The following is a 24570-nucleotide window of genomic DNA, read 5'->3' on the forward strand; positions in this document are numbered from 1 at the left end:
CCCCGCACCCGCGCATCGCGCACGCCGCGCCCGCCACGAACCAGGACCGGACGCCGACGGCGAAGGGACGGACACCGTGACCACACCTCAACACGCGGTCGTGCTCGGAGCGAGCTGGGCGGGGATGCTCGCCGCCCACGTGCTGGCCCGCCACGCGCGGTCGGTCACGATCGTGGAGCGCGACGTCCTCCCCGACCGCCCCGCGCAGCGCCGGGGGCTCCCCCAGGCCCGGCACGTGCACGTGCTGTGGTCGGGCGGCGCGCGGATCGTCGAGGAGCTGCTGCCCGGCGCGATCGACCGGGTGCTGGCGGCGGGCGCGCGCCGGGTCGCCTTCCACGAGGACGTGGTGACGCTGATGTCGCACGGCTGGCAGCACCGCTTCCCGGCACGGCAGTACGTGATCATGGGCGGGCGTCCGCTGCTCGACTGGGCCGTCCGCGAGCAGGTCCTCGCCTCCGACCGGATCCGGCTGCGGGAGCGCGCCGAGGCCGTCTCCCTCACCGGGGACGCCCGCCGCGTCGCGGGCGTCGAGGTGCGGAGCGTCGGGGACGGCGCGCGCGAGGTCCTCGACGCCGACCTCGTCGTGGACGCGACCGGACGCGGCTCCGGCCTGCGCCGGTGGCTGTCCGGCCTCGGCGTCCCGCCGCTGGAGGAGGACGTCGTCGACGCGGGCATCGCCTACTCCACCCGGGAGTTCGTCGCCCCGCCCGGCGCGACGTCCGGCTTCCCCGCGGTGAACGTCGCCGCCGACCACCGCGTCCGCGTGCCGGGCCGCTTCGGCGTCGTCTTCCCGCAGGAGGGCGGACGCTGGATGGTCACCCTGTCGTGCACGCGCGGCGGCGGCCTGCCGACCCGCGAGGAGGACTTCCTGCCCTACGCCCGCTCGCTGCGCGACCCGCTCGTCGCCGACCTGATCGCCCCGGCCGAACCGATCACCCCGGTGTTCGTCTCGCACATCGGCGCCAACCGCCGCCTGTACCCCGAGCGCCTCGACCGCTGGCCGGACGGCCTGCTCGTGCTCGGCGACTCGCTCGCTGCGTTCAACCCGATCCACGGCCACGGGATGAGCGCCGCCGCCCGCGCCGCCGCCGTCCTGGACCGGCGGCTCGCCGCGGACGGCCTCGGCCCCGGCGGCGCGCACGCCGCCCAGCGCGAGATCAGCGAGGCCGTGGACGACCCGTGGATCATGGCCGCGTCCAAGGACCTGGAGTACGTGAACTGCCGCAACCGCTCCACCGACCCGCGCCTCAACGACACCTCCGGCGTGACGCGCCAGTTCATGGACCTCATCGCCGCCAAGTCCATGTGCTCGCGCGCCGTCTCCGACGTGGTGACCGACGTGATCAGCATGAGCAGCCCGCAGGCGGAGCTCGGTTCCAGCGACTTCCTGGCCCTGATGCAGCGGGACGAGGCCGTCCCCGAGCTCACCGGGCCGCCGCTGAGCCGCGAGGAACTCGCGATCGTGAATCTCCGGCCCCGCTCGGCGGCGCTGCGCTGACCCGCTCGGCGGCGCTGCGCTGACCCGCTCGTTCACACCAGCGCCGACACCGCTCGTCCAGGTGGGCCCGCGTCCGGCAGGACGCGGGCCCACGCGTTCGTTCACGACATTCCGAGCTCGTTGGTGATGAAGTCCAGCACCTGGTCGGTGTCCGCCGACTCCAGGCGCCGCGCGGCGCCGGCGGGCGCGTCGGGCCGCTCGCGCGCCGCCTTCCACGTCCCGAGCAGCGCCTCCAGCCGCGCGGTGACCGCGCTCGGGTCCGGGCCGTCGCCGGGGAGCGCGGCGAGGACGGCCTCCAGCCGGGCCACCTCGTCGAGCGCCCGGTCGAGGGCCGCCGTCCCGGACACCGCCGCCTCCTCGGGGACGAGCCGTCCGCGCAGGTACTCCGCCAGGGCCGCCGGGTCGGGATAGTCGAACACCAGCGCCGGCGGCAGGCGCAGGCCCGTCGCGGCGGCGAGCCGGTTGCGCAGCTCGACGGCGGTGAGGGAGTCGAACCCGAGGTCCTTGAAGTTGGTCTTCGGATGCACCGACCCGGCGTCGGCATGGCCGAGCGCCGAGGCCGCCTCCGTCCGGACGAGCGAGAGGAGCACCTCGTGTCGCTCGTCGGGGGGAAGGCCGGTGAGCTGTGCGGCGAGCTGCCCCGTCCCGGCCCGGGCTCCCGCCGCGGACGGCCGGTGCGCGGGCCGGACGGTGAGTTCGCGCAGCATCTCGGGGACGTCCTCGGCCGCCGCGAGCGCGGCGGCGTCGAGGTCGAACGCCGCGAGGTGCGGACGCCCGTCCCGCGTCGCCTCGTCCAGCAGCGCGAGCGCGTGGTCGGTCGCCAGCGGTCGCAGCCCGCCGCGTCGCATGCGGGCGAGGTCGGCTTCACTGAGATGGCCGGTCATTCCGCTGGCCTGCTCCCACAGACCCCAGGCGATCGACTGGCCGGGCAGACCGGCGGCGCGGCGACAGGCCATGAGCGCGTCGCAGTAGGCGTTGGCGGCGGCGTAGTTCGCCTGCCCTGGGCTGCCCAACGTCGCGGCGGCCGACGAGAACACCGTGAACAAACTCAACCGCATGTGCTCGGTTGCGGCGTGGAGATTGGCCAGGCCGAGCGCCTTCGGAGCCCAGACCTGGCGCAGACGGTCGGTGTCGAGATCGGTCACCAGGCCGTCATCGACGGTCCCCGCCGCGTGGATCACCCCGGTCAGCGGATGCGCCGGATCGATCTCCTTGACCAGGCGTTTCACGGCGTCGCCGTCCGCGATGTCGGCCGCGGCGACTCTCACGTCCACGTCCAGGCGCTTCACCAGCTCGCCCACGCCGGGCGCGTCGTGGCCACGGCGGCTCACCAGGACCAGATGCCGCGCGCCCCACTCGCGGACGACGTGTTCGGCGACGAGCGCGCCGAGCGTCCCGGTCCCACCGGTGATCAGGACCGTGCCGTCCGGATCGAACGCCGGCGGGACGTCCAGCACGATCTTGCCGGTGTGTTTGGCCTGGCTCATGAACCGGAACGCTTCTCGCGCCTGGCCGAGCGGCCACCCCTGCGTGGGCAGCGGCTCCAGCCGTCCCGCCTGGAACAGGTCCCGCAGTTCGGCCAGCATCGCGGCGATGCGTTCCGGAGGCACATCGGTGGCCAGATCGAACGCCCGGTACCAGACGCCGGGGTCATCCCGGATGTCGGTCTTGCCGAGCTCCACGAACCGTCCGTCCTCGGCAAGGAGGCGCAGGGACGCGTCGGTGAACTCACCGGCCAGGCTGTTCAACACGACATCCACGCCCCGGCCACCGGCCGCCGCGCGGAACCTCTCCTCGAAGCCCAGGTCACGGGACGACGCGCGATGCTGCTCGTCGATGCCCAGGTCGGCGAGCAGGCCTTGCTTGGCGGGGCCGGCCGTCGCGAAGATCTCCGCGCCGAGATGCCGCGCGATCTGCACCGCGGCCCGCCCGACACCGCCCGTGGCAGCGTGGATCAGCACCGACTGGCCCGGCTGGAGCGCGGCCAGGTCAACCAGGCCATACCAGGCGCTCAGGAAGGCCACCGCGACGCCCGCCGCGTCCTGCCATCCCCAGCCGTCCGGGACGTGGACCAGCGAGCGCGCGTCGGCCACCGCGATAGGGCCGAACGCGCCCGGGAACAACCCCAGCACCCGATCACCGACAGCGAAGCCCGTGACACCCGGGCCGATCCCCGTCACCACACCGGCACCCTCACCGCCGATGCCACCGAAGCCCGGAACCATACCGAGCGCGATCAAGACATCCCGGAAGTTCACCCCGGCCGCATGCACCTCCACCCGAACCTGACCGTCCGCCAGGGGTTCCAAGACCTCCGGGCAGCCGACGACCGACACGTCGTCCAGGGTCGTCGCGCCCTCGGCGGTCAGACGCCAGGCGCGTTCACCTGCACGGGCGGCCAGTTCCTCGGGCGCGCCGCACCGCGCCAGACGCGGCACCAGGACGTCGCCGTCCCGCACCGCGACCTGCGATTCGCCGGCGCGCAGCGCCGTTTCGACGGCGGCTTCCCGATCCAGGTCCGCCAGGACGAAGCGTCCGGGGTGTTCGGACTGCGCGCTCCGCACCAAGCCCCACACCGCCGCCGCGTCCGGGTCGGGACCGTCGCCCACGGCTCCGCGCGTGACCACCGCGAGCCGCCGATCCTCCGAGCCCGGCCCGGCCAACCAGTTCTTGACCTGCGACAACGCCTCCTCGACCGTCGCCGGTTCGATCACGTCGAGGTCCGGCGGGACGGCGGCGTCCCGCTCGGGCGCGGGTCGCCATTCGAGGGAGAACAGGCCGCGCACGCCGCGCTCGAACCGCCCCGGATCGGCCGGACGCATGAGGACGGACTCCGCGGTGAGGACGGGCGAGCCGGCGGTGTCGGTCACGACGAGGCGCACCTCCTCGCCGGCGCGGGACAGCCGCACGCGGACCGCGTCCGCGTCGACGGCGTGCAGCGTCACCCCGCTCCAGGCGAAGGGCAGCCAGGTCTCGCCGCCGCTCATCCGGTCGGCCAGCAGCGGATGCAGGGCCGAATCCAGCAGGGCGGGATGCAGGCCGTAACCGGGCGCATCGCCCGCGCCCTCAGGAAGGACGACCTCGGCCAGCAGGTCGTCGCCGTGCTTCCACGCCGCGCTCAGCCCGTGGAACGACGTCCCGTACTCGTAGCCCGCCGCCAGCGCCTCCGCGTAGAAGCCCGTGACGTCCAGGGGCTCCGCGCCGGACGGCGGCCACTGACCGGTCACCGGCCCGGCCATGTCCGCGCCGGGGCCGGGCTCGGGGCTCAGAGTGCCGGACGCGTGGCAGACCCACTCGCCGTCCTGCCGCGAGTAGATCTCCACGTCGCGCCGGCCGCCCTCCCGGGCCACCCCGACCGTCACCTGGACGCTCACCCGCTCGTCGCCCGCCAGGACGAGCGGGGACCGCAAGGTCAGCTCCTCCACGCCCGAGCAGCCCGACTCGTCCGCCGCGCGGAGCGCCCACGCGAGCAGGGCGGTGCCGGGCAGCAGGGTCGTCCCGCCGATGACGTGCTCGGACGGCCAGCCGTCCTGCGCCGCGGAGATCTCCCCGCTGAGGACGTGACCGCCGTCGGCGCGCTCCAGCACGGTCTCCGGTCCCTGCCGCTCGCGCCCGCCCAGCCAGAACCGCTCGCGCTGGAAGGCGTAGGTGGGCAGGTCGATCACCCGCGGACGGCTCTCGGCGGGGAACCACGGCGTCCAGTCGACGCCGACGCCGCCGGAGTGCAGCCGTCCCAGCGCCCGCCCGAAGGCGACGGCGTCCGGACGCGTCCGATCGAGGACGGAGACGGAGACCGCCTCATCCGCGACATGCTGAGCGGCGGTGGCCAGCACGGGATCCGGTCCGAGTTCCAGGAACGCGCCCGCTCGGTCGGCGACGCGCACGACGGCCGAGTGGAACCGGACCGGCTCGCGGACCTGCCGCACCCAGTAGTCGGGCGTTGTGATCTGTTCGTCGGCCGCTTCGCCGGTGAGCGTGCTGATCAGGGAGATCGACGGGTCGGTGAACGGCAGATCGTCGATCGCCGCCGCGAAATCGGCCAGCATCGGATCCATCAGCGCCGAGTGGAAGGCGTGACTCACGCTCAGCCGCTTCGTCTTGCGACCACGCTCAGACCATTCGGCCTCCACCTCGGCCACCAGATCGGAAGGACCGGAGACGACCGTGCTGTCGGAGGTGTTGATCGTCGCGATGCTCACACCGTCCGGCAGCGTCCCATCGAGTTCCGCTTCGGACGCCTGGACGGCGACCATCGCGCCACCGGCGGGCAGCCGTCCCATCAGCGTCGCCCGCGCCGCGACCAACCGGCACGCATCCTCAAGGCCAAGGACTCCAGCGACATGCGCGGCAGCGACCTCACCGATCGAATGACCGATCACCGCATCCGGAACCACACCCATCGAGTTCAGCAAGCGAGCCGTCGCGACCTGCACCGCGAACAACCCCGCCTGCGCGAACGTCGTGTGATCCAGCACGTCCCGCTCGCCCGAGAACACCACCGACGCCAGATCGCGCTCCACACTCGGGTTCAGCAGCGCGCACACCTCATCGAAAGCCCCCGCGAACACCGGGAACCGTTCGTACAGGCCCACGCCCATCCCCACACGCTGACTGCCCTGACCACTGAACAGCCAGACCAGCCCGCCGTCCGCCCTCGCGGGCAGCCCGCCGGTGCGAAGGCCCGCGAGGAGTTCGTCGCGCGTTTCGCCCACCGCGACCACGCGGTGCTCGAACAGCGCGCGTGACCGCAACAGCGACCAGCCGACATCGAGCGGCGACGGGTCGTCCGCGCTCACGAAGTCCTTGAGCTGCCGGACCTGCGCGTCCAGCGCCTCCGGCGTCCGCGCCGACACCACCCACGGCACCACACCCGGCGACACGGCCGGAACGCCCTCGACCGGCTCGGCGACGGCCTCCTCGATGATCACATGCGCGTTCGTCCCCGACGCCCCGAACGACGACACACCCGCCCGGCGCGGACGGCCCGGACGCGTCCACTCCCTCGCCCCGGTCAGCAGCCGGACGGTGCCGTCCGACCAGTCCACGTGCGGCGACGGCTCGTCGATGTGCAGGGACGCGGGCAGCGTCCCGTGCCGCATCGCCATCACCATCTTGATCACGCCCGCCACCCCCGCGGCGGCCTGGGCGTGCCCGATGTTCGACTTGATCGACCCGAGCCACAGCGGGCGGTCCGCGGCGCGGCCCTCCCCGTACGTCGCCAGCACCGCCTGCGCCTCGATCGGGTCGCCGAGGGGCGTGCCGGTGCCGTGCGCCTCCACCGCGTCCACGTCCGAGGCCGACAGCCCGGCCGCGGCCAGCGCCGCGCCGATCACCCGCTCCTGGGACGGCCCGTTCGGCGCGGTGAGCCCGTTGCTCGCGCCGTCCTGGTTCACCGCCGAGCCCCGGATCACGGCGAGGACGCGATGGCCGTTGCGCCGCGCGTCCGAGAGCTTCTCCAGCAGGACCAGGCCGAGGCCCTCCGAAAGGCCCGTGCCGTCGGCGGACGCCGCGAACGCCTTGCAGCGTCCGTCCCGCGCCAGGCCGCGCTGCCGGGCGAAATCGACGAACTGGTCGGGCGTCGCCATCACGGTCACGCCGCCCGCCAGCGCGAGGTCGCACTCGCCCTGGCGGAGGGCCTGGCAGGCGAGGTGCATCGCCACCAGCGACGACGAGCACGCCGTGTCCACGGTCACCGCCGGTCCTTCGAGGCCGAGGGTGTAGGAGACCCGGCCGGACAGGACGCTGCCCGAACCGGCCAGCCATCCGTAGCCCTCCAGCCGCGCGTCGCGCGTGGCGGCCCCGCTGCCGTAGTCGTGGTACATCACGCCCGTGTAGACGCCCGTCGGCGTGCCCTTCAGGGAGTCCGGCGCGATGCCCGCCCGTTCGAACGTCTCCCAGGCCGCCTCCAGCAGCAGCCGCTGCTGCGGGTCGGCGGCGAGGGCCTCGCGCGGGTTCACGCCGAAGAACTCGGCGTCGAAGCCCATCGGGTCGTCGAGGAACCCGCCGTGCCGGGCGTAGGTGGTGCCGGGACGGCCGGAGTCCGGGTGGTGCAGCGCGCCGAGGTCCCAGCCGCGGTCGGCGGGGAACGGCCCGAGCGCGTCCCGCCCCTGCGCGACCAGCCGCCACAGGTCCTCCGGGGTGCTGACGCCGCCGGGATACCGGCACGCCATCGAGACGATCGCGACCGGCTCGTCCGAGCGGACGGCGGCCCGGGCGCGGGCGCGGGCGGTCGCCGTCCGGCCCGGCGCGAACCGGGCGGCGAGGTGCTCGCCCAGCGCGCGCGGCGTCGGATGGTCGAAGACGAGCGTCGCGGGCAGCCGCAGGCCGGTCGCGGCCGCCAGGCCGTTGCGCAGCTCCACCGCCGTCAGCGAGTCCAGGCCGAGGTCCTTGAACCGGACGTCGGGATCGACCGCGTCCGGGGAGGCGTGCCCGAGGACGACCGCCGCGCGCTCCAGGACGAGCCTGGTCAGCGCGTCGCGCCGCTGCTCCGGATCCAGGCGCGCGATCTCGTCGGCCGCCGCGGCGACCGCGTCCGCTCCCGCCGCGCGCCGGCGTGGACGTCCGGCCAGTTCCCGCAGGACGACCGGCACGTCGTCGGGGCGGATCGCGCGCGGGTCCAGGTCGGCCGCCACCACGTTCGGCCGACCCGAACGCAGCGCCGCGTCGAACAGGGCGAGCGCCCGGTCGGCGGGCAGCGGACCGATCCCGCCGCGCCGCATGCGCGCCAGGTCGGCCTCGGTGAGGCCGCCCGTCAGGCCGCTGGAGTCGGCCCACAGGCCCCACGCGACCGACAGACCGGCGAGTCCCCGGGCGCGGCGGCGCTGGGCGAGGGCGTCGCAGAACGCGTTCGCCGCGGCGTAGTTGGCCTGCCCCGGACTGCCGAGAAGCGCCGCCGCGGACGAGAACGTCACGAACATCCCCAGCGGCAGATGCTCGGTCGCGGCGTGCAGGTTGGCCGCGCCCGCCGCCTTCGCCGCCCAGACGCGGGCCAGGCTCTCGGGAGTCTGGGACGTGAGCACGGCGTCGTCGAGAAGCCCGGCCGCGTGGACGACCCCGGTCAGCGGATGCGCGGGATCGATCCCTTCGACCAGCACGCTCACCGCCGCCGGGTCGGCGACGTCCAGCGCGATGATCTCGACGTCCGCGCCGAGACCCGCCAGCCGCTCCGCGAGTTCCGCCGCGCCGGGCGCGTCCGGGCCGCGCCGTCCGGCGAGGAGCAGGCGGGCCGTGCGACCCGAGCGGACGAGATGCTCGGCGACCAGCCCGCCGAGGACGCCCGTCCCGCCGGCGATGAGCACGGTCCCGCCGGGATCGAGCGTGCCTGCTTCGTCCGTCGCGGCGTCCATCGCGGCGTCCATCGCGGCGTCCGTCGCCGCGTCCGTCGCGGCGTCCGTCGGGGCGTCCGTCGCGGCGTTCGCGCGAGCGCGCGTGAGCCGGGGCACGAGCGGAGCCCCGGCGCGGATCGCCATCTGCGGTTCGGCGGGATCCAGGAGTTCCGCGACGGTCGCATGATCGGTGTCGGTATCGGGGTCGATGTCCACGAGCGCGAACCGGCCGGGGTGTTCGGCCTGGGCGCTGCGGACCAGCCCCCACACCGCCGCGCCCACCGGATCCGGGTCGTCGGCCGCTACGGCTCCCCGCGTGACCAGCGCCAACAGGCTGCTGTCCGCGTTCGGATCGTCCAGCCATCGGCGCAGCAGAGCGAGGACGCGTTCGACCGCGCCGATCCCGCCTTCCGTGGTGTCGACGGGAGCGATCACGGTCGCAGGCGCGGACGTGCCGGGTTCCAGGCCGTCCAGTTCTCGCCACGTTCCGGCGGCGGGACGACGCGGTGTCCGGGAAGGCGTCCAGTCCAGGACGAACAGGCCGCGCATGTCGAGATCGGCGGCGGCCTCGACGCCCTGGAGATCGGCGGGACGCACGGCCATCGCGTCCACGTCGAAGACGGGCGCGCCCGCCGGATCGGTCGCCGACAGCCGGAACGCCTGCCCGCCCTCCAGCGGCGTCACCGTCACCCTGATCGACGTCGCCGACGCGGCGTGCAGCGCCACACCGCTCCAGCTGAACGGCAACGAGAACGTCCCGTCGCCGTCGCCGTCACCATCGCCGGACGACGCCAAGGGCAGCAGCGGATGCAGCGCGGCGTCCAGCAGCGCCGGATGAACGCCGAACCCGTCTGCCGCGCCCGCCTCCTCGGGCAGGCGTATTTCCGCGAACAACTCGTCGCCGCGGCGCCAAACCGCGCGGACGCCCTGGAACGCCGGTCCGTAGTCGTAGCCTCGGATGGCGGCCTGCTCGTAGAGCCCTTCGGTATCGACGGGTTCCGCGCCCGGCGGAGGCCACGCCTCTTCGGCGTCCGTCGCCGGCCGGTCGGCGGGCACGTCGCCGAGGAAGCCGCTCGCGTTGCGCACCCAGGCGTCGTCCTCGGCAGGCCGGGAGTACACGCCGACCGCGCGCCGCCCGTCGTCCTCGGGTTCGCCGACCGCCACCTGGACGGTCAGCTCCCCCGACGCGGGAAGCACCGTGGGCGCGTGCAGGACGAGTTCCTCGATCCCGGCGCAGCCGGCCTCGTCGGCCGCGCGCAGGGCCCACTCCACCAGCGCCGCGCCCGGCACCAGCGGACGCCCCGACACCTCGTGGTCCGCCAGCCAGGGCAGGGCCCGCCGCGACACCCGGCCGGTCAGCAGCCGCTCACCCGTCCCGGCCGGCTCGACGGCCGCGCCGAGGACGGGATGCCCGACCGCCGCGAGCCCGAGCCCGGCCGGGTCACCGGCGCAGGCCCCGCCGCGCCCCAGCCGGAACCGCGTCCGCTCGAAGGCGTAGGTGGGAAGGTCGACGAGCCGGAGTCCGGGGCCGGCCGGGAAGAGGGCGGTCCAGTCGACGCCGGCTCCGGCGGTGAACGCCTCGGCCAGCGCCCTGACCACCTGAGCCGGTCCGCCCTGGTCGCGGCGGATCGTCGGCAACGCCGCCACCCGGACGCCCGCCGGCTCGGCGCATTCCTCGATCCCGGGCGTCAGGACGGGATGCGGGCTGCACTCGATGAGGACCCGGAAGTCGTCCGCCGCCAACGCCTCGACCGCGTCCGCGAACCGGACGGGCCGGCGCAGGTTGGTGATCCAGTACTCGGCGTCGAGAGCGGAGGTGTCGATCCGCTCGCCGGTCACGGTCGAGTAGAACGGCACCTCGGCGGCGGTCGCGGTGATTCCCGCGAGCGCTTCGCGCAGTTCGCCGGTGATCTCGTCCACCTGGGGGCCGTGGGAGGCGTAGTCCACGTCGATCAGCCGCGCCCGCAGCTCCCGGCTCCGGAAGGCGGCCACGGCCTCGCGGACCTGGTCCGGCGGGCCGGAGACGACCGTCGAGGAGGGGCTGTTCACCGCGGCGACCGTGACGTCTCGGACGTTCGGGACGTCCGCCAGCAGTTCGGCCGCCCGTTCGCGTCCGACGCCGAGCGACGCCATCGCGCCGCCGCCCGCCAACCGGCGCAGCGCCTTGCTGCGCAGCGCGACCACCCGCGCGGCGTCTTCGAGCGACAACGCTCCCGCGACGCACGCGGCGGCGATCTCGCCCTGACTGTGCCCGATCACCGCCGCAGGTCTCACGCCGTGATCGGCCCAGACGGCCGCCAGCGACACCATCACCGCCCAAAGGACGGGCTGGACGACGTCCACCCGCGAAAGCTCGGCACCGTCGCCGCGAATCACCTCGGTCAGCGACCAGTCCACGTGCGGAGCGAGAGCCTGCTCGCATTCGGCCATGCGCGCGGCGAACACCGGCGACTCGTCCAGCAGCTCGGCGCCCATGCCGACCCACTGCGAACCCTGGCCCGGGAAGAGCAGCACCGGGCCCGGGCCGACAGGCTCGGCGAGACCGGTCACCACGTCGGGATGCGGCGCGCCTTCGGCGAGCGCCGCCAAACCGGCCGCCTGGTCGTCCCCCAGCACCACCGCTCGGTGCTCGAACACCGAACGCGACTTGATCAGCGACCATCCGACGTCTGCCGAAGACAGCGCCGGGTCGCTGGCGGCGACATGCTCGGCCAGCCGCGCGGCCTGGGCGCGCAGCGCCTCCGGCGACCTCGCCGACACCACCCAGGGCAGCGGCCCCGGGGCTTCGGCGTCCGGGACCGGTTCCGAAGCCCGGTCGGGGTCCGGATCGGGTGCCTGCTCGACGATCAGGTGGGCGTTGGTGCCGGACATCCCGAACGCCGAGACCCCGGCCCGGCGCGGGCGGCCCTCCCGCGGCCACTCGACGGGCCCGGTCAGCAGCCGGACGGCGCCGGACGACCAGTCCACGTGCGGGGACGGCTCGTCCACGTGCAGCGTCGCGGGCAGCACGCCGTGCCGCACCGCCATCACCATCTTGATCACACCGGCGACGCCCGCCGCGCCCTGCGTGTGCCCGAGGTTCGACTTGACCGACCCGAGCCACAGCGGACGGTCGTCCGGACGGCCCTGCCCGTAGGTCGCCAGGACCGCGTCGGCCTCGATCGGGTCACCGAGCGTCGTGCCCGTCCCGTGCGCCTCGACCGCGTCCACCTCGGCGGCGGACAGGTCGGCGGACGCCAGCGCCGCGCGGATCACCCGCCGCTGGGACGGCCCGTTCGGCGCGGTCAGGCCGTTGCTCGCCCCGTCCTGGTTGACGGCCGAGCCCCGGATGACCGCGAGGACGCGGTGCCCGTTGCGCCGCGCGTCCGACAGCCGTTCGAGCAGCAGCACCCCGGCGCCCTCGGCGAAGCCGGTGCCGTCGGCCGCCGCCGCGAAGGACTTGCAGCGTCCGTCGGGCGACAGGCCGCGCTGCCGGGAGAACTCGGTGAAGCCGCCGGGCGTGGTCAGCACGGTCACGCCGCCCGCGAGCGCCAGCGAGCACTCCTCCTGCCGCAGCGACCGGCAGGCGAGGTGGATCGCCACCAGCGACGACGAGCACGCCGTGTCCACCGTCACCGCCGGGCCCTCCAGCCCGAGCGTGTAGGAGACCCGGCCGGACAGGACGCTCAGGGCGTTGCCGGTCAGCTGGTAGCCCTCGTCCTGCTCGTCGGTGTGCGGGGTGCCGAATCCGGGCAGGCCCGCGCCGACGAACACGCCGGTCGGCGTGGAGCGCAGCGCGCGCGGGTCGATGCCCGCCCGTTCGAGCGTCTCCCAGGCGGTCTCCAGCAGGACGCGCTGCTGCGGCTCCATCGCCGCCGCCTCGCGCGGGCTGATCCCGAAGAACGCCGCGTCGAACGCGTCGGCGTCGTCCAGGAAGCCGCCCCGGCGCGTGTAGCAGGTGCCGGGGTGGTCGGGGTCCGGGTGGTAGAGCGCGTCCAGGTCCCAGCCCCGGTCGGGCGGGAAGTCCCCGATGGCGTCGCGGCCCGCGGACACCAGGTCCCACAGGTCCTCGGGCGAGCGGACGCCGCCGGGGTAGCGGCAGGCCATGCCGACGACGGCGACGGGCTCGCGCTGCCGCTCCTCCACCTCCCGGAGGCGCTCCCGCGTCCGCCCCAGATCGACCGTGACCCGCTTGAGGTACTCCCGCAGCCTGTCTTCCGTAGCCGACATCAGTCTCCGTCTCCGGACGATCGCAGTTGCTGGTCGATGAGGGCGAACATCTCCTCGTCGGAGGCGTCCTCGACGGCGGCGGCCGTCGCGGGCGCGGCCGGTCCGCCGTCCACGCTCGCGAGCAGCGCGCGCAGCCGCCGGGCGACCCGCTCGCGCGCCGCCCGGTCCAGGGTCCGCGCGGCGAGGACGCCCTCGATCCGGCCCAGGTCGCCGAGGAGCGGCTCCACGTCGTCCTCGGGCGGCGGCGACGCCGCGCCGTCGGGCGCGAGCCGCTCCAGGAGGTGGTCGGCGAGCCGGGCCGCGTGCGGGTAGTCGAAGGCGAGCGCGGCGGGCAGCCGCAGGCCGGTCGCGGCCGACAGCCGGTTGCGCAGCTCGACGGCGCTGAGGGAGTCGAAGCCGAGCTCCTTGAACGACGCGTCCGCGCGGACGGCGCCCGCCTCCCGGTGGCCGAGGACCGCCGCGGCGTGCGCGCGCACCAAGCTCAGCAGGGTGGCGCGCCGCTCGGAGTCGGGCATTCCGGCGAGCCGTGACTTCAGATCGGCGGACGGCCCACCGGAGGCCGCAGCGGACGCCGACGCGGACGCGGAAGCCGCCGGTCGCGCCCGAGCGGTCGCGGTGGTGGCGACCAGCGATCGCAGGAGGGCCGGCACCGCTTCGGGTCCCTGCCCGGCCAGGGCGCGCGGGTCGAGGTTCAGCGCCACGACGTGCGCGCCGCCCTCGGCGCAGGCGAGGTCGAACAGGGCGGCGCCCTGCTCGTCGGTGATCGGTGCGAAGCCGCCGCGTCGCATACGGGCCAGGTCGGCCTCGCCGAGATGGCCGGTCATGCCGCTGACCTGCTCCCACAGACCCCACGCGATCGACTGGCCGGGCAGCCCGGCGGCGCGACGACAGGCAATGAGCGCATCGCAGTACGCGTTCGCGGCGGCGTAGTTCGCCTGCCCTGGACTGCCCAACGTCGCGGCGGCCGACGAGAACACCGTGAAGAAACTCAACCGCACGTGCTCGGTCGCGGCGTGAAGATTCGCCAGACCGAGGGCCTTCGGAGACCAGACCCGACGCAGACGATCGGCGTCCATGTCGGTCACCACGCCGTCGTCGATGTCCCCGGCCGCGTGGATGACCCCGGTCAGCGGACGCGCCGGGTCGATGCCTGCGATCAGGTTCCGGACCGCCTCCGGGTCGGCGATGTCGGCGGCGGCGAAGGTGACCTGCGCGGGAAGCAACCGCTCCGCCAGATCCGTTGCGCCGGGCGCGTCGGCTCCGCGACGGCTGACCAGGAGCAGGTGCTTCGCTCCCCACTCCCGGACGAGATGCCCGGCGACCAGCGCGCCCAGCGTTCCGGTCCCGCCGGTGATCAGGACGGTGCCGCCCGGGTCGAACGCCGGCGGGACGTCCAGCACGATCTTGCCGGTGTGCCGGGCCTGGCTCATGAACCGGAGCGCCTCACGCGCCCGGCCGAGCGGCCAGTTCCGCACGGGCGGCGGTTCCAGCGTTCCCTCCTCGAACAGGTGCCGCAGGTCGTCCAGCATGTCCTGGATCAGTTCCGGACCCGCGTCCGGGACGAGGTCGAACGCCCGGTAGCGCACGCCCGTGTCCGAGCGGATGTCGGTCTTGCCCATCTCCACGAACCGACCGTCCTCGGCGAGCAGCCGCAGGGACGCGTCGGTGAACTCACCGGCCAGGCTGTTCAGCACCACGTCCACGCCACGGCCCCCGGTGGCGGCGCGGAACTTCTCCTCGAAATCCAGGTCACGGGACGACGCGCGATGGTCCTCGTCAATGCCCATCTGCGCCAGGAGATCCTGCTTGGCCGGGCTTGCCGTCGCGTACACCTCCGCGCCGAGATGCCGCGCGATCTGCACCGCCGCCACCCCGACACCGCCCGTCGCCGCATGGACCAGGACCGTCTCGCCCGGCTTCAGCGCGGCCAGTTCCACGAGCCCGTACCAGGCCGTCAGGAACGCCACGGGGACGCTCGCCGCGGCGTCGAAGCCCCAGCCGTCCGGGATCCGCGTCACCATCCGCGCGTCCGCGACCGCGACCGGGCCGAACGCGCCGCCGACGATGCCCGTCACCCGGTCGCCCACCGCGATGCCGGTCACGCCCGGGCCGGCCTCGACCACGGTCCCGGCGCCCTCGGTGCCGTAGAAGACCCCGTCCGCGTCGGGATACATGCCGAGGGCGATCAGCACGTCGCGGAAGTTCACGCCCGCGGCGCGGACCTCGATCCGGACCTGGCCCTCCGCGAGCGGCGCCAGCGCCTCCGGGCTCTCGACGGCCGCGATCTCGTCCAGCGTCGCCGGGCCGGACATGCCGAGCCGCCACGCCCGCGCGCCGGGCGGGCCGGTCAGCTCGCGCGGCGCTCCGCACCGGACCAGGCGCGGCACGAGAACCTCCCCGCCGCGCACCGCCACCTGCGGTTCGCCGGTCCGCAAGGCTGTTCCCACGTCGGCTCCCTCGTCCAGGTCGGCGAGGACGAGCCGTCCGGGATGCTCCGCCTGGACGCTCCGGACCAGGCCCCACACGGCCGCGGCGTCCGGATCGGGCCGCTCCCCCACGGCTCCGCGCGTGACGACCACGAGCCGCTTCTCGTCCGCGTCGGACGGCTCGGACGGCTCGGACGGCGTCGCCGCGAGCCAGCCCTTGACCTGCGACAACGCCTCCTCCGCGGTCGCCGCCTCGACCACCTGGCAGTCGTCCGGCGCGGGCTCGGCCGCGTCCGTCGCGGCGGGCACCCACTCGACGGCGAAGACGTCGCCGGTGCCGCGCGGTCCGGCCGCCCGCAGCCGCCGGTCGTCCGCCTCGCGGAGCGCGACCGACGCCACGTCCAGGACCGGACCGCCCGCCGTGTCGGTGACGCTCACCCGGACGCCCTGGTCGAGCCCCTCGCCGAGCGGCGACAGGCGGACGCGGACGGCCGTCGCGCCCGCGGCGTGCAGCGCGACTCCGCTCCAGGTGAACGGCAGCCACACCCGTCCTCGCGTGAAGTCGCCGATCAGCAGGAGCGGGTGGAGCGCGGCGTCCAGGAGGGCGGGGTGGACGCCGAACCCGTCCGCGTCGCGCACGAGGTCGGGAAGCCGGAGCTCGGCGAGCACGTCGGGGCCGTCGCGCCACACCGCTTGCACGCCTTGGAACGCGGGTCCGTAGCCATAGCCGACGACCGCCGTGTCGGCGTAGAAGTCGGCGGTCTCGACCGGCTCGGCGCCGGGCGGCGGCCATGCTTCCCCTGCCGGGTCCGGGACGATCGGATCCGGCGCGATCGTGCCGGTGGCGTGGCGGGTCCACTCGGCGTCGTGGTCGGCGCGCGAGTACACGCTCACCTCGCGGCGTCCGTCGTCCTCGGTGGCCGCACCGACCACGACCTGGACGTTCAGACCGTCCTCGGGCACGGCGAGCGGCGTGGACAGGACGAGCTCGTCCACGCGGGCGCAGCCGGCCTCGTCGGCGGCCCGCAGCACCCATTCCAGCTGGGCCGCGCCCGGCACGAGCACCGCGCCGCCGATGACGTGGTCGGCCAGCCACGGCTGCCCGTGCCGGGACACCCGCCCGGTCAGCACCCGGCCGCCGCCGCCGGCGAGGTCCATCGCCGCCCCGAGGATCGGATGGCCGGTCGAGCCGAGGCCGAGGTCCGCGGCGTCGGCGGCGCCGCGTCCGGCGGTGAGCCAGTACCGCTCGCGCTGGAAGGTGTAGGTGGGCAGATCGATCACGGCGGGCGCGGGGTCGGTGGGGAACCGCCGCGTCCAGTCGATCCCGACTCCGGCGGCGAACGCCCCGGCCAGCGCGCGGACGATCTGCGCGTCCCCGCCCCGGTCGCGCCGGATCGTGGGCAGCGCGGCGGCACGCGTCTCCGCGCGGTCGGCGCACTCTTCGATCCCCGGCGTCAGGACGGGGTGGGGGCCAGCCTCGATGAAGACGCGATGCCCGTCCTTCAGGAGCTCGCCGACCGTGTCCGCGAACCGGACGGGCCGACGCAGGTTGGTGATCCAGTACTCGGTGTCGAGGGAGGCGGTGTCGTGCGGCGCGGCGGTGACGGTCGAGTAGAACGGCACGCCGGCGGCGGTGCCGGTGATCCCGGCGAGCGACGCGCGCAGCTCCTCGGCGATCTCGTCTACCTGGGGGCCGTGGGAGGCGTAGTCCACGTCGATCAGCCGCGCCCGCAAGCCCTGCTCCTGCGCGGACGCCACCACCGACGCCACCCGGTCCGGCGGACCGGACACGACCGTCGCGGACGGGCTGTTCACCGCCGCGACCACCACGCCGTCCGCCAGGAGCGCGTCCGCCTCTTCGGCGCCGACGCCGAGCGAGGCCATCGCGCCGCCGCCCGCCAGCCTGCGCAGAGCCTTGCTGCGCAGCGCCACGACGCGAGCGGCGTCTTCGAGCGACAGCGCGCCCGCGACGCACGCGGCGGCGATCTCGCCTTGGCTGTGGCCGATGACCGCGGCTGGCTTGACGCCGTAATCCGCCCAGACGGCCGCCAGCGACACCATCACGGCCCACAGGACGGGTTGCACGACGTCCACGCGGGAGAGTTCCGAGCCGTCACCGCGGATCACTTTCGTCAGCGACCACTCGACGTGCGGAGCGAGAGCCTGCTCGCATTCGGCCATGCGCGCGGCGAACACCGGCGACTCGTCCAGCAGCTCGGCGCCCATGCCGACCCACTGCGAACCCTGGCCCGGGAACACCAGCACCGGACCTCGATCGACCGGCTCGGCGACACCGGTCACCACGTCCGGATGCGCTTCTCCGCGTGCCAGCGCCGCCAGCGCCGAAGGCTGATCCTCACCGAGGACGACGGCCCGGTGCTCGAAGACCGAACGCGTCCGGATCAGTGACCAGCCCACCTCCACGGACGGCAGTTCCGAGCGCGCGGCCAGCGCCTCCGCCTGCCCGGCCAGCGCCTCCTCACTTCGGGCCGAGAGCACCCAAGGCGCGGTGCCCTCAACTGGACGGGACGCGGAATCGGCCTCGGGCGGCTCTTCGAGGATGAGGTGGGCGTTGGTGCCGGAGAAACCGAACGAGGAGACACCGGCGCGGCGCGGATGCCCGTTGCGGGGCCAGTCGACCGGCTCGGTCAGCAGCCGGACGCCACCCGAGGACCAGTCCACGTGCGGGGACGGCTCGTCCACGTGGAGCGTCGCGGGAAGTCGTCCGTGCCGCATCGCCATGACGGTTTTGATCACTCCGGCCACGCCTGCGGCTGCCTGAGTGTGCCCGATGTTCGACTTCACCGTCCCGAGCCACAGCGGGCGGTCCTTGGAACGGTTTCTGCCGTAGGTGGCCAGCAGCGCGTTCGCCTCGATCGGGTCGCCCAGACTGGTGCCGGTCCCGTGCGCCTCGACCGCATCGATGTCGGCTGTCGTCAATCCCGCGTTGGCCAGCGCCTGACCGATCACCCGCTCTTGGGACGGCCCGTTCGGCGCGGTCAGACCGTTACTCGCGCCGTCCTGATTGATCGCCGAGCCCCGCACCACCGCCAACACCCGATGACCATTGCGTCGCGCGTCTGACAGGCGCTCCAGCACCACCAGGCCCACTCCCTCGGCCCAGCCGGTGCCGTCCGCCGCAGCCGAGAACGCCTTGCAACGACCGTCCACCGACAGGCCACGCTGCCGCGAGAACTCCACGAAGGTGTTCGGTGTGGACATCACCGTCGCGCCACCGGCCAGGGCGAGGGAGCATTCGCCTTGGCGCAGCGATTGGGCGGCCAGGTGCATCGCGACCAGCGACGACGAGCACGCCGTGTCCACCGTGACCGCCGGGCCTTCGAGACCGAAGGTGTAGGAGACCCGCCCGGACGCGACGCTCGGCAGGCTGCCGGGCATCAGGCGGCCCTCGACGTCGGGCGGTATCCGGCCCAGGAAGCGGCTTCCGTAGTCGTCGTACATGATGCCGACGACCACGCCGGTCCGGCTGCCGCGGAGGGCGGCCGGGTCCAGCCCGGCGCGCTCGAACGCCTGCCACGCGGTCTCCAGCAGCAACCGCTGCTGCGGATCCATCGCCAACGCCTCACGCGGACTGATCCCGAAAAACCCCGCATCGAACAGATCCGCGTCGTGAAGGAAACCACCCGAACGGGTGTAGCTGTGTCCGGTCCGCGCCGGGTCGTCGTCGAAGAGGCGATCGAGGTCCCAGGAGCGATTGCCGGGGAACTCGCCGATCGCGTCCACACCGCCCGAGACCAGTTCCCACAGAGCCTCCGGGGAGTCGACTCCTCCGGGGAAACGGCACGCCATCCCGACGATCGCCACGGGTTCGTCGGGACTGGCGGACGACGAGGGCGCGGGCAGGAAACGGCCCTCCGCCGCGCCGAGAAGTTCCGTGCGGAGGTACCGGACGAGCGCTTCGGGGGTCGGGTGGTCGAAGACGGCCGTGGCGGGCAGCGTGAGGCCGGTGGCCGCGCCGAGTCCGGTCCGGAGTTCGAGCGCGGTGAGGGAGTCGAAGCCGAGGTCCTGGAAGGGCCGGCCGAGGTCGAGGGTGGCGGGGTCCGGGTGCGCGAGGACGGCGGCGACCCGGTCTCGGACGATCTCGCGGAGCGCGCGGTCCCGATCGGCCTCCGGCAGCGCCGCGACGCGCTCGGCCCAGGACGTCGTGGCCGTGCGGGTCGCGGGCGTCCGGACCAACCCTTGCAGGACGGGCGGCAGCGTGCCGGACGCGGCCTGCCCGCGCAGCGCGGCATGGTCGAACCGGACGGGCACGAGCACCGGGTCGGACCCGGCAAGGGCCCGGTCGAGAAGTGCGAGGGCGCGGTCGGGAGCCATCGGGACGAGGCCTGAACGGCTGACGCGCGCCGCGTCGGCTCCGTCGAGCGCCGCGGCCATGCCGCCGTCCGTCGCCCAGGGGCCCCAGGCGAGCGAAACCGCGGGCAGCCCCTCGGCGCGGCGGTGTTCGGCCAGGGCGTCGAGGAACGCGTTCGCCGCCGCGTAGTTGCCCTGCCCCGCGTTGCCGAGGACGCCGGCGGCCGAGGAGAACAGGACGAACGCCGCGAGGTCGCGCTCGCGGGTCAGCCGGTGCAGGTTCCACGCGCCGTCCACCTTGGGCGCGAGGACGGCGTCGAGGCGCGGCCCGGTCAGGGACGTGACCACGCCGTCGTCCACGATCCCGGCGGCGTGCACGACCGCGGTGAGCGGGCGATCCGCCGGGATCGACGCGAGCAGCGCGGAGAGCGCGTCCGGGTCGGCGACGTCGCAGGCGGCCACGCGGACGTCCGCGTCCAGGTCGGCGAGGGCCTCCGCCGCGCCGGTCGCGTCGCCGCGGCGGCCGGCCAGCAGCAGGTGCCGCGCGCCGTGCGCGGTCGCGAGGTGCCGGGCGACGAGGAGGCCGAGCGCGCCGGTGCCGCCGGTGACGAGGACGGTGCCGTCCGGGTCGATCGGACGCGCCGTCCCGGCCTGGTCGGGGGCCTTGGCCAGGCGCGGGACCAGGACCGTCCCGGCTCGGACGGCCACCTGCGGCTCGGCGGCGCCGATGGCCGCCCGGAGGGCGTCGGGCCCGCTCGTCCCGTCGTGGTCGAGGACGGTGATCCGTCCCGGGTGCTCGGCCTGCGCCGCGCGCACCAGGCCCCGGACCGGCGCGTTCACGAGGTCGGCGGCGACGGCGTTCCGCGTCACGACCACCAGGCGGGACGCCGCGAACCGCTCGTCGGCCAGCCATTCCCGAAGTCCGGCGAGCACCCGTCCCACGCGGCTGCGGACGTGGGCGGGCACGTCGTCCTCGTCCGGCTCGTCCTGGAAGGTCAGCAGAACGAGGTCGGGAGCGGGTTCCCCGGCGTCCAGCGAGGCCCGGAGGGCGTCGAGATCGGCGTGCGAAGCACCGTCCAGGCCGAGACGGTCAGGCCCGACCACCGCCCAGACCCCAGATGGGACGGCAGGTGGGGCGTCCGGAGCCTGCCAGGTCAGCCGATACGGCACGTCGCTCGTCCCGGCCTGCGCGGCGCGCCAGCGTTCGGCGGAGACCGCTCGCAACTCCAGCGCCTCGATGCCGATCGCCGGAGCGTCGTCCGGGCCGGTGACGTCCAGGCTGAAGGTGTCGTCGTCGAAAGGCGTGATCCGGACGCGCAGCCGCGACGGTCCGGGGTGGTGCACGCGGACGCCTCGGAACGAGTACGGCAGCCGCACCGTCCCGTCGTCCTCCCGGAAGAGCTCGTCGATCGCGTGGAACGCGCCGTCGAGCAGCGCCGGATGGACGGCGTAGGAGCGCGGGTCGCCATGGTCGTCCGAAGAGGACGCCGCCTCGGCGAGCAGTTCGTCGCCGGAGCGCCACGCGGCCTGGACGTTCCGGAAGGCCGGGCCGTACCGGTAGCCGCGCTCGGCGAGGCGGTCGTACAGCTCCTCGACGTCGATCGGCACGGCCCCGGCGGGCGGCCATGCCCGCGGTTCGGCGGCCGAGGGCGCGGTGTCGTCCGCGGGAGAGCACGTTCCGGCGGCGTGCCGGGTCCACGATTCGTCGCCGTCGCGGCGCGAGTAGATCGCGACCGCGCGGTGCCCGTGCTCGTCCGGAGCGGCGATCGCGGCCTGGACATCGACGCTTCCGGACGGCGGCAGCAGGAGCGGGGCCTCCAGCGCGAGCTCGTCGATGAGGTCGCATCCGGCGCGGGCGGCCGTGGCCAGGGCGAGTTCGAGGAGGGCGGTGGCGGGCAGCGGCACGGTACCGGCGATCTCGTGGTCGGCGAGCCACCCGTGGGTGCGCGTGGACAGGCGTCCGGTGGCGAGCATCTCCCCGGTGGCCGACTCGACCACGGTCCCGAGGAGGGGGTGCCCGGCCGGGTGGACGCCTCCGGCCTCGGCCACCGCCGCGTCCGGGATCGGACGCCAGTACCGGCGCCGCTGGAACGGGTAGCTCGGCAGCGGGACCGCGCGCGCACCGGCCGGGAGCGCGGCGGCGAGGTCGGCGTCCGCGCCGTCCACGTGCAGCTCGGCGAGCGCGGTGAGGAACGTTCCGGCCTCGGGACGGTCCTTGCGCAGGGCCGCGGCGAACACGCCGGGCTCCTCGTCCGCGAGGCACTCCCGCGCCATGGCGGTGAGGACGGGGGCCGGGCCGAGTTCGAGGAACCGGACGACGCCCTCGGCGCGAAGGGTGCGCAGCCCGTCGCCGAACCGGACCGGCTCGCGGACGTGCCGCACCCAGTATTCGGGGTCGGTGAGGAGGTCGGCACCGGCGATCCCGCCGGTCACGTTCGAGATGACCGGGATGCGCGGAGCCGCGTAGGCGAGGCCGCGCGCGACCTCGCGGAAGCCGTCGAGCATCGGGTCCATCAGCGGCGAGTGGAACGCGTGGCTCACCCGCAGCCGGCGCGTCTTGCGGCCCGCGTCCCGGAGGCGGGCGGCGATCTCCTCGACGGAGTCCTCGGCGCCGGAGACGACGACCGCGTCCGGGCCGTTGACGGCGGCGAGCGACACGCGGTCCTCGCGTCCGGCGAGCAGCGGGAGCACCTCGGACTCGGCCGCCCGCACGGCGACCATCGCGCCGCCCGGCGGGAGCGCCTGCATCAGTCCGCCGCGGGCGGCGACGAGCGCGCAGGCGTCCGGCAGGGACAGCACGCCCGCGACGTGCGCGGCGGCGATCTCGCCGACCGAGTGGCCGGTCAGGTATCCGGGCACGACGCCGTACGACTCGGCGAGCCGGAACAGCGCGACTTCGAGCGCGAACAGGGCCGCCTGGGTGAATTCCGTGCGGTCCAGATCGGCAGGGTCCCGCGGGGCGAACACCAGGTCGCGGAGCGGGCGGCCGAGTAGCGGGTCCAGGTGGGTGCAGACGGAGTCGAAGGCGTCGGCGAAGGCGGGGTGCTCGCGGTGCAGTTCGCGGCCCATGCCCGGACGCTGGCTGCCCTGCCCGGTGAAAAGGAACGCCGTGTCGCCGTCGCGCACCGGCCCGGACGCGCCGACCAGACCGGCTGCGGGACGGCCCTCGGCGAGGGCGGTCAGCCCGGCGCGCAGCTCGTCGCGGCCGGTCCCGAGGAGCACGGCACGCCGCTCGAACGAGGTGCGCGTCCGGGCCAGCGACCGGCTCAGGTCGGAAGCGGAGAACTCGGGGTGCGCGGCGACGTGCTCGGCGAGCGACCGCGCCTGTTCGGTCAACGCCTGCGGAGTGCGCGCCGACAGCGGCCACGCCACGACGGAGGGCGCCGTTTCGGGTCCCGCCTCTTCCGCCGCCGGCTCCGGGAGCGGCGCTTCTTCGAGGATCAGGTGCGCGTTCGTGCCGGAGATGCCGAACGACGACACCCCGGCCCGGCGCGGGCGCTCGCCGCGCGGCCACGGCACCGGCTCGGTGAGCAGCCGGACGCCGCCCGCGTCCCAGTCCACCTCCGGGGTGGGACGGTCGAGGTGGATCGTGGCGGGCAGCCGCTCGTGCCGCAACGCCATGATCATCTTCAGCACGCCCGCGACGCCCGCCGCGCCCTGCGTGTGGCCGAGGTTCGACTTCACCGCGCCGAGCCACAGCGGACGGCCGGCCTCGCGCTCCCGCCCGTAGGCGTCCAGCAGCGCCCGCGCCTCGATCGGGTCGCCGAGGCGGGTGCCGGTGCCGTGCGCCTCCACGGCGTCCACCTCGGACGGTTCCAGCCGGGCGTCCTTCAGGGCCGCGCGGATCACCCGCCGCTGGGACGGCCCGTTCGGCGCGGTCAGGCCGTTGCTCGCGCCGTCCTGGTTGATCGCCGAGCCGCGGATCACGGCGAGCACCTCGTGGCCGTCGCGCCGCGCGTCCGACAGCCGCTCCAGCAGGACGAGCCCGGCGCCCTCGGCGAAGCCGGTGCCGTCGGCCGCCGCCGCGAACGGCTTGCAGCGGCCGTCCGGCGCGAGGCCGCGCTGCCGCGAGAACTCGGTGAACACGTTCGGCAGGGACATCACGGTGACGCCGCCCGCCAGCGCCAGCGCGCACTCGTCCCGCCGGAGCGCGTTGCAGGCGAGGTGGATCGCGACCAGCGAGGACGAGCAGGCCGTGTCCACCGTCACCGCCGGGCCCTCCAGCCCGAAGGTGTAGGCGATCCGCCCGGACAGGACGCTCGGGGCGTTCCCGGTGATCAGGTGGCCCTCGGCGTCCCGGTCCACGTGCGGGGTGCCGAAGCCGGGCAGCGCCGTCCCGATGTAGACGCCGGTGCGGCTGCCCTTCAGCGCGGACGCGTCGATGCCCGCCCGCTCGAGCAGCTCCGACGACACCTCCAGCAGCTTGCGCTGCTGCGGGTCGAGGGTCAGGGCCTCGCGCGGGCTGATCCCGAAGAACTCCGCGTCGAACAGGGCCGCGTCGTCGAGGAACCCGCCGACGCGCGCGACGCTCGTGCCGGGGCGGCCCGGGTCGGCGTCGAACAGCCGGTCGAGGTCCCAGCCGCGGTCGGCCGGGAACTCTCCGGCCACGTCGCGTCCGGCGGCGAGCAGGTCCCAGAGCCGTTCGGGCGAGGTCGCGCCGCCGGGGAAGCGGCACGCCGCCGACACGACGGCGATCGGCTCGGCGTCCCGCTCCTCGGCCTCGCGCAGCCGCCGCCGGGTGTCGTGCAGGTCGGCGGTGACGCGCCGCAGGTAGTCGACGAGCTTCTCTTCGCTGACCATT

Annotated in this window: 3 protein-coding genes; 1 reads left to right on the top strand and 2 read right to left on the bottom strand. The window is 74.8% G+C overall.

The features are described 5' to 3' along the window. Window positions 1-76: 76 nt before the first annotated feature. Window positions 77-1498, top strand: coding sequence for an NAD(P)/FAD-dependent oxidoreductase (locus tag ACFPCY_RS09355; protein WP_378253353.1), 1422 nt, complete (start codon window positions 77-79; stop codon window positions 1496-1498). A 101-nt stretch (window positions 1499-1599) separates the two neighbouring features. Here the strand turns inward: ACFPCY_RS09355 and ACFPCY_RS09360 are convergent, their stop codons facing one another. Further along, window positions 1600-13032 (bottom strand): SDR family NAD(P)-dependent oxidoreductase, encoded by an 11433-nt coding sequence (locus ACFPCY_RS09360; protein ID WP_378253355.1) that lies wholly within the window; start codon window positions 13030-13032, stop codon window positions 1600-1602. Next, the gene (locus tag ACFPCY_RS09365; protein WP_378253356.1) at window positions 13032-24569 is read right to left on the bottom strand and encodes an SDR family NAD(P)-dependent oxidoreductase; all 11538 of its coding nucleotides are present in this window, start codon (window positions 24567-24569) and stop codon (window positions 13032-13034) included. The genes ACFPCY_RS09360 and ACFPCY_RS09365 overlap by 1 nt, the downstream gene beginning before the upstream one ends. Window position 24570: the final 1 nt, after the last annotated feature.

The organism is Actinomadura gamaensis, assembly GCF_042652125.1.
In the GTDB taxonomy this organism is placed as follows: Bacteria; Actinomycetota; Actinomycetes; order Streptosporangiales; family Streptosporangiaceae; genus Spirillospora; species Spirillospora gamaensis.